This window comes from Bauldia sp. (genome assembly GCF_020442045.1).
In the GTDB taxonomy this organism is placed as follows: Bacteria; Pseudomonadota; Alphaproteobacteria; order Rhizobiales; family Kaistiaceae; genus Bauldia.
Map to the genome: position 1 here is coordinate 1 of NZ_JAGRLA010000193.1, position 7868 is coordinate 7868.

Sequence of the window (7868 nt, forward strand, 5' to 3'; positions counted from 1 at the left end):
CTTCTCGTCGAGATGGACGGCTTTGAGGCCAACGAGGGCATCATCATCCTCGCAGCCACCAACCGTCCCGACGTGCTCGACCCTGCCCTGCTGCGTCCCGGCCGCTTCGACCGCCAGATCGTCGTGCCGAACCCCGACGTCGTCGGCCGCGAGCGGATTCTCAAGGTCCATGTCCGCAAGGTGCCGCTGGCGCCGGATGTCGACCTGCGCACCGTCGCGCGCGGGACGCCGGGCTTCTCCGGCGCCGACCTGATGAACCTCGTCAACGAGGCGGCGCTGCTCGCGGCGCGGCGCGGCAAGCGGCTGGTGACGATGGCGGAGTTCGAGAATGCCAAGGACAAGGTGATGATGGGCGCCGAACGCCGGACGCTGGTCATGACCGAGGACGAGAAGCGGCTGACCGCCTATCACGAGGCCGGCCATGCCATCGTCGCCCTGCACGTTCCCGCGACCGACCCGGTCCACAAGGCGACGATCATTCCGCGCGGCCGGGCGCTCGGCATGGTGATGCAGCTGCCGGAGCGCGACAAGCTGTCGATGAGCCTCGAGCAGATGACCTCGCGCCTCGCCATCATGATGGGCGGGCGGGTCGCCGAGGAGATCATCTTCGGCCGCGAGAAGGTGACCTCCGGCGCCGCCTCCGATATCGAGGGCGCGACGTCGCTGGCCCGGATGATGGTGACCCGCTGGGGACTGTCCGAGGAACTCGGGACGGTGTCCTATGGCGAGAACCAGGAGGAGGTCTTCCTCGGCCATTCGGTGTCGCGGCAGCAGAACGTCTCCGAGGAGACGGCGCAGAAGATCGACGCCGAGATCCGGCGGCTGGTCGAGACCGGCCTGGCGGAAGCCCAGAGGATCCTGACCGACCACCGCGACGAGCTCGAGACGCTGGCCCAGGGGCTGCTTGAATACGAGACCCTGTCGGGCGACGAGATCCGCGGCCTGCTTTCCGGCAAGCCGCCGGTGCGCGAGGACCCGGAAGAGCAGGCGGCGTCGCGCGGCTCGGCGGTCCCGGTCACCAAGGGCAAGCCCAAGGGCGAGCCGCCGGCCGGGCTGGAGCCGCAGCCGCAGGCCTGATCCACACGCGACGGTTTCGAGCAAGCCGGGTCGGTGGTTTCCGCCGTCCCGGCTTTTTCGCGGCCGGCCGGAGGTGATTCGGCGCGTCTGATCCGATCCGCTAGAAGCCGCTCGCCGCTTAGCCTTCCGCTCCGCTGCGGCCGGTTCGCCGGGCAGGGCGCGATCGGTGTCCCGCGCGATCGGCGGTGGACGAGCCGTGGCCCCAACACGCTGATTTGGTCCGGGGCCGGCGGTCGGCGTCGGACGGCGGAGGCGCGTTGCGGTCCCGGCTGCGGCCGGTCCTTCCGGAGTGGCCAACGTGGTTAATCCGGATTTAACCATTAACCTCAACAATTCCTTTCCATGGCATGTCGCTGAGGCGTCCGCGCGTTGCCGGACGCAATGGAAAGGGTCGAAAGATGGGGTGTCTCCGAGTAACCGCTCTGATGGGAGCGATGGCGGTCATCGCGTGGTCGGGCACGGGTCTGGCCGCTGATCTGTCGGATTCGTATTTCGCGGCGCCGGTGGCGACCCCCTACGAGGTCGGCAGCAACTGGTACCTGCGCGGCGACATCGGCTACAAGTGGTACACCGATCCCAGCGCCAGCTTCGGGGTCAAGGGCTACGGCAACATGAAGGACGAGAGCCTCGCTCCCACCGGGCTTGCCGGCGGCGGCTTCGGCTATCGCTTCAACGACTCCTTCCGGTCGGACGTGACGATCGACTACGAGTGGGACAGCCAGTTCAAGGGCAAGCTGATCTGCCCCAATCCGTGCACCGGCAAGAAGGGCAACGAATATTCGAAGGAATATGCCGACATCGCCGCCTGGAGCGGCCTGGTGAACGCGTATTGGGACTTCAATTTCGGCGGCGAAGGCCTCGGCGGCATCATCCCGTATGTCGGCGCCGGTATCGGCGTGTCGAACCTGGCCACCAGCCACGTCAAATACGTCAATCCGAACGGCACGACCGGCAAGTGGAAGGGGTCCTCGACCACCAATCTCGCCTGGGCGGTGATGGCCGGCGTGTCGATCCCGATCGACACCAACTGGCTGATCGACCTCAACTACCGCTACGTCGATCTCGGCAATGCCCAGTCGGGCAAGACGTTGCCGCAATATGGCAACAAGCGGATCAAGTATGACGACATTACCGCCTCCGAGGTCCGGATCGGCTTCCGCTACATGTTGAACTAGGGTTCGGGCGGCCGACCTCCTCGGGCCGCATCCTGGGGCGCTACCGGAACGCGGCGGGACATTCCCGCCGCGTTTTCATTATGCGCCGCCTTTCGCCGGTCTCCGGGGTCCTCGATTGCCCCGTCAGCGGGCAGGGCGGCCGCGCCCGCGCCGGGAGGTTGGTCGGCCCCCTGCGCGAATCCGCGCGGTCCCGACGAGGGACCTTGCGTTTTCTCCGGGATTCGCTAGGAAGGCGGCGGGCCACTCCTCCCCAACGAGGAGCGCGCTATCTGAGAGGATAGAAATCATGACCGAATCCGCCGTCACCGGCACGGCCGCGCCCGCGCGGAAGCCGACCAATCCCAATTTCTCATCCGGACCCTGCGCCAAGCGACCCGGCTGGTCGCTCGAAGCGCTCGGCGACGCCGCGCTTGGCCGCTCGCACCGCTCGAAGCTCGGCAAGGCCAAGCTGAAGCAGGCGATCGAGCTGACCCGCGCCGCGCTGGAGGTTCCCGACGACTACCGCATCGGCATCGTGCCGGCCTCGGATACCGGCGCCGTCGAGATGGCGCTGTGGTCGCTGCTCGGCGCGCGTCCGGTGGACGTCCTCGCCTGGGAGAGCTTCGGCCTCGGCTGGGTGACCGACGTCATCAAGCAGCTCAAGCTCGACAATGCGCGGGTGGTCAAGGCCGACTACGGCAAGCTCCCCGATCTCGGCGAAGCCGATTTCAGCCACGACGTCGTCTTCACCTGGAACGGCACCACCTCCGGCGTGCGCGTGCCGGACGGCAACTGGATCGCCGACGATCGCGAGGGGCTGACGATCTGCGACGCGACCTCGGCCGCCTTCGCCCAGCCGCTTCCCTTCGACAAGCTCGATGTCGTCACCTTCTCCTGGCAGAAGGCGCTTGGCGGCGAGGCGGCGCATGGCGTGCTGATCCTCGGCCCGCGGGCCGTCGCGCGGCTCGAGAGCTATTCGCCGCCGTGGCCGCTGCCGAAGATCTTCCGCCTTACCAAGGGCGGCAAGCTCAACGAGGGCATCTTCGTCGGCGAGACGATCAACACGCCGTCGATGCTCTGCGTCGAGGACTATATCGACGCGCTCGAATGGGCGATGGCGGAGGGCGGCCTCAAGGGCCTGATCGGCCGCGCCAACGCGAATTTCAAGGTGCTCGCCGACTGGGCCGACAAGACGCCTTGGGTCGATTTCTTCGCCGAGGACCCGGCGACCCGCTCGAATACCTCGATCTGTCTCAAGGTGGTCGATCCGGAGGTCACGGCCCTCGATGCCGACGGACATGCCGCCTTCGTCCGCGCCATCGTCTCGCGGCTCGACAAGGAAGGCGTCGCCCACGACATCGCCTTCCATCGCGACGCGCCGCCGCATCTCAGGATCTGGGGCGGGGCGACCATCGAGGCCTCGAACCTCGCCATCCTCACCGAATGGCTCGACTGGGCCTTCGCCATCGAAAAGGCATCGCTCAAGCAGGCTGCCTGAGCGCGCTCTCGCCAAAGCACCCAACAGGGCCATGCCGAGGTGCGAGCCGTGCAAGCGGCGAGCCTTGAAGCACGCACCATGCGTCCTTCGAGGCCCGGCTTCGCCGGGCACCTCAGGATGGCTTGGAAAGAACCCCAAGAACCGGATCGGATCCCGATAATGACCACGCCACGCGTACTCGTTTCCGACAAGCTCTCCCCGACCGCCGTCCAGATCTTCAAGGATCGCGGCGTCGAGGTCGACTACCAGCCCGATCTCGGCAAGGACAAGGAAGCGCTCCTTGCCGCGATCGGCGACTATGACGGGCTCGCCATCCGCTCCGCCACCAAGGTGAGCGAGAAGGTGCTCGCGGCCGCCGGCAAGCTCCGCGTCATCGGCCGCGCCGGCATCGGCGTCGACAATGTCGACGTCCCGGCCGCCACGACGCGCGGCGTCATCGTCATGAACACGCCCTTCGGCAATTCGATCACCACGGCCGAGCACGCGATCGCGATGATGTTCGCGGTCGCCCGCCAGCTTCCCGCCGCGGATGCCTCGACCCAGGCCGGCAAGTGGGAGAAGAACCGCTTCATGGGCGTCGAGATCACCGGCAAGACGCTCGGCGTCATCGGCTGCGGCAACATCGGCTCGATCGTCGCCGAGCGCGCCATCGGCCTCAGGATGCGGGTCGTCGCCTTCGACCCCTTCCTGTCCGACGAGCGGGCGGTGCAGCTCGGCGTCGAGAAGGTCGACCTCGACGAGCTCTTCCGCCGGGCGGACTTCATCACCCTCCATACGCCGCTGACCGACAATACGCGGAACATCGTCGACGCCGCGGCGATCGCCAAGATGAAGAAGGGCGTCCGCATCATCAATTGCGCCCGCGGCGGCCTGGTCGTCGAGGAGGACCTCGCCGAGGCGATCAAGGACGGCAAGGTCGCCGGCGCCGGCGTCGACGTCTTCGTCACCGAGCCGGCGGTGGCGAGCCCGCTCTTCGGCCTGCCGAACGTCGTCTGCACGCCGCATCTCGGCGCCTCGACGACCGAGGCGCAGGAGAATGTCGCGGTCCAGGTCGCCGAGCAGATGTCGGACTATCTCCTCGACGGCGCGGTGACCAACGCGCTCAACATGCCGTCGATCAGCGCCGAGGAGGCGGTGCGGCTGACGCCCTTCGTGCGGCTTGCGGAGGACCTCGGCTCCTTTGCCGGGCAGCTCACCGAGTCGACGCTGCGCGGCATCACCATCGAATATGCCGGCGACGTCGCCGAGATGAACACCAAGGCGCTGACCTCGGCGCTGCTCGCCGGGCTGCTGCGTCCGATCCTCACCGAGGTCAACATGGTCAACGCGCCGGTGGTGGCGCAGGGCCGCGGCATCGCGGTCGACGAGGTGCGCCAGTCGAAGCGCGGCGCCTACGAGACCTATATCCGCCTGACGGTGCGGACCGAGCGGCAGGAGCGGTCGGTCGCCGGAACCGTCTTCTCGGACGGCAAGGCCCGCCTCATCCAGATCAAGGGGATCGACATGGAGGCCGGCTTCGGGCCCGACATGCTCTACATCACCAACCGCGACAGGCCCGGCTTCATTGGCCGCCTCGGGACGCTGCTGGGCGCCGAGGAGGTCAACATCGCGACCTTCAACCTTGGCCGCGCGGCCGCGGGCGAGGACGCGATTGCCCTGATCGAGGTCGATGGCCCGATCGGTGACGCGGTGCTCGACAAGGTGCGGAACCTCGAAGGCGTGGTCCAGGCCAAGCGCCTGCGTTTCTAGCCGGCCGGGCGTTCGCCGGTGCCGTGCTTCGAGGCGCGCGTTCCGCGCGCACCTCAGCATGGCGGTGTGGGGGGCGTGAGCGGCGGATGATTCCTGTCGGTGCCATCCTGAGGTGCTCCGCGCAGCGGAGCCTCGAAGGACGCACGGCCGCGCGGATTTCTACGACGCCGTCCTTGCCCGCCGCCAGTTGCGCTGGGCGATGACGATGCCGCAGATGATCAGCGCATAGCCGACTCCGTGGAACCATTCCGGGCGTTCGCCGAGGAAGAGGATGGCGATCGCCGAGCCGAAGACCGGGATGAGGTGGAAGAACTGGCCGGCGCGGTTGGCGCCGATCAGCTCGACGCCGCGGTTGAAGCAGAAATAGGAGAGGATCGACGGGAAGATCACGACATAGAGGATCACGCCGAAGGCCGCCGGCGTCGGGTCGATCCGGTATCCCGAGCCGAACTCGATCAGGAAGAGCGGGATCAGCATGATCGCCCCGGCCGCGATGGTGAAGGCGAGGAACGACAGGAAGTGGATCGCCGGCCGCTTTCTCAACAGCACCGTGTAGAGGGCATAGACGCCCATCGCCGCCACCAGCCAGGCGTCGCCGCGATTGAGACCGAGGCCGAACAGGATGCCGGGATGGCCACGGGTGATGATGACGATCACGCCGAGCATCGAGACCAGGATGCCGATCAGCTGCTGGCGGGTCAGCCGGTCGCGGAACAGGATCAGCGACATCAGCGCGACGAGCAGCGGGCCGCTCGACTGCATCAGCAGCGCGTTGAGGGCCTGGGTGTAGTTGAGGCCGTAATAGGCCATCGTGTTGTAGAGCGTGATGCCGGTCAGGGCGAGGATCAGCAGGACCGGCAGGTTCGCACGGATCGTCGGCCAGTCGCGCTTGACGTGGCGCCACGAAATCGCGGTGACGATCACGGCGGCGCCGCCCCAGCGGATTTGCGCCAGCGTTACCGGCGGCACCGTCCCGGCGATGAAGCGGCCGAGGACGATGTTGATCGCCCAGAACAGGGATGCCAGCGACAGAAGCAAATAGGGGCGGTCGATGATCGTCCGACCGCCTGTCCGCCTGGCGTCCACGTCCCGGTTCTCCCGTCTTTTGGCCGTTCCGCCTACGCCGTCGGGCGGGGCGTGTAAAGGCGCGGCGACCTTTGGCGGTGAAGATCAGTTTATTCGCCGGAAGCGGCATCTAACCGGTCGCACCCGGCGATTCGCATCGCTATAGTGCGCCCGCTCCCGCCGGACCGAGCCGGCGAAGGGCGCGCAGCGAAACGGGGAACGTCACTTAATGGCCAATGTCGTGGTCGTCGGCTCGCAATGGGGAGACGAGGGCAAGGGGAAGATCGTCGACTGGTTGTCGGAGCGCGCGGATATCGTCGTGCGCTTCCAGGGCGGGCACAATGCCGGCCATACGCTGGTCATCGACGGCGTCGACTACAAGCTCAGCCTTTTGCCCTCCGGCGTGGTGCGTCCGGGCAAGCTGTCGATCATCGGCAATGGCGTCGTCGTCGATCCCCATGCGCTTGTCGACGAGATCGCACGGCTGACCGGGCAGGGCGTTTCCGTGACGCCGGACAATCTCTCGATCGCCGAAAACGCGGCGATGATCCTGCCGCTCCATCGCGAGCTCGACCTCGCCCGCGAAACAGCCAATGCCGGCAACCGGATCGGGACGACGGGACGGGGGATCGGCCCCGCCTACGAGGACAAGGTCGGCCGTCGCGCGATTCGGATCATGGATCTCGCCGACGCGAAGACGCTCGAATCGCGAATCGATCGGCTCCTGTCGCATCACAATGCGCTGCGACGGGGCCTCGGGCTTGCCGAGATCGAGCCCGAAGCCGTGCTGGAGGACCTGCTCGGCATCGCGCCCCGCGTCCTTCCCTATGTCGCCTCGACCACCCGTCTCCTCAACCAGGCACGCCGCGACAGCCGCCGCATCCTCTTCGAGGGGGCGCAAGGCATCCTCCTCGACGTCGACCAGGGCACCTATCCCTATGTCACGTCGTCCAATACCGGGGCCGGTCAGGCTGCGACGGGAGCCGGGATCGGCCCCGGTGCCATCGATTATGTTCTCGGAATTACAAAGGCTTACACGACGAGGGTGGGGGAGGGGCCCTTCCCCAGCGAGGATCTCGGCGAGGCCGGCGAATTCCTCGGCCGGCGTGGCCGCGAATTCGGCACGGTGACGGGCCGCAAGCGCCGCTGCGGCTGGTTCGACGCCGTCCTCGTCCGCCACAGCATCCAGACCTCGGGTATCGACGGCATTGCGCTGACCAAGCTCGATGTGCTGGATGGCCTTGAAACGATCAAAATTTCGGTGGGTTATCGGCTCGACGGACAGGAGATAGACTACTTTCCCGCGGTCGAGGATGCACAAGCAC

General features: G+C 67.0%; 6 protein-coding genes. 5 read left to right on the top strand and 1 reads right to left on the bottom strand.

Going from position 1 to position 7868, the window contains the following annotated elements:
* From KDJ86_RS20440 to serA, 4 genes are all read left to right on the top strand, one after another.
* The coding region (locus KDJ86_RS20440; protein ID WP_291750269.1) for an ATP-dependent metallopeptidase FtsH/Yme1/Tma family protein at nt 1–1077 on the top strand (1077 nt) is incomplete at its 5' end.
* 434 nt (nt 1078–1511) lie between these two features.
* Entirely contained in the window at nt 1512–2252 is a 741-nt protein-coding gene (locus tag KDJ86_RS20445; RefSeq protein WP_291750271.1) for an outer membrane protein, read from the top strand.
* Between the two features lie 286 nt (nt 2253–2538).
* On the top strand, nt 2539–3729 hold the full coding sequence (locus KDJ86_RS20450) for a phosphoserine transaminase (protein ID WP_291750273.1): 1191 nt from the start codon (nt 2539–2541) through the stop codon (nt 3727–3729).
* 159 nt (nt 3730–3888) lie between these two features.
* Nucleotides 3889–5478: a phosphoglycerate dehydrogenase gene (serA, locus tag KDJ86_RS20455; protein ID WP_291750275.1), complete on the top strand. Its 1590-nt coding sequence runs from the start codon at nt 3889–3891 to the stop codon at nt 5476–5478.
* 159 nt (nt 5479–5637) lie between these two features.
* On the opposite strand, the gene KDJ86_RS20460 is transcribed toward serA, so the two are convergent.
* Nucleotides 5638–6564 (bottom strand): DMT family transporter, encoded by a 927-nt coding sequence (locus KDJ86_RS20460; RefSeq protein ID WP_291750278.1) that lies wholly within the window; start codon nt 6562–6564, stop codon nt 5638–5640.
* Nucleotides 6565–6772: 208 nt separating this feature from the next.
* Here KDJ86_RS20460 and KDJ86_RS20465 point away from each other — a divergent pair.
* A partial coding sequence (locus tag KDJ86_RS20465; protein ID WP_291750281.1) for an adenylosuccinate synthase occupies nt 6773–7868 on the top strand: 1096 nt, incomplete at its 3' end.

Excerpts from the sequence above, each read along its gene's own strand:
- KDJ86_RS20450 (WP_291750273.1), top strand. The coding sequence starts at position 2,539 with ATGACCGAATCCGCCGTCACCGGCACGGCCGCGCCCGCGCGGAAGCCG.
- KDJ86_RS20445 (WP_291750271.1), top strand. The coding sequence starts at position 1,512 with ATGGCGGTCATCGCGTGGTCGGGCACGGGTCTGGCCGCTGATCTGTCG.
- serA (WP_291750275.1), top strand. The coding sequence starts at position 3,889 with ATGACCACGCCACGCGTACTCGTTTCCGACAAGCTCTCCCCGACCGCC.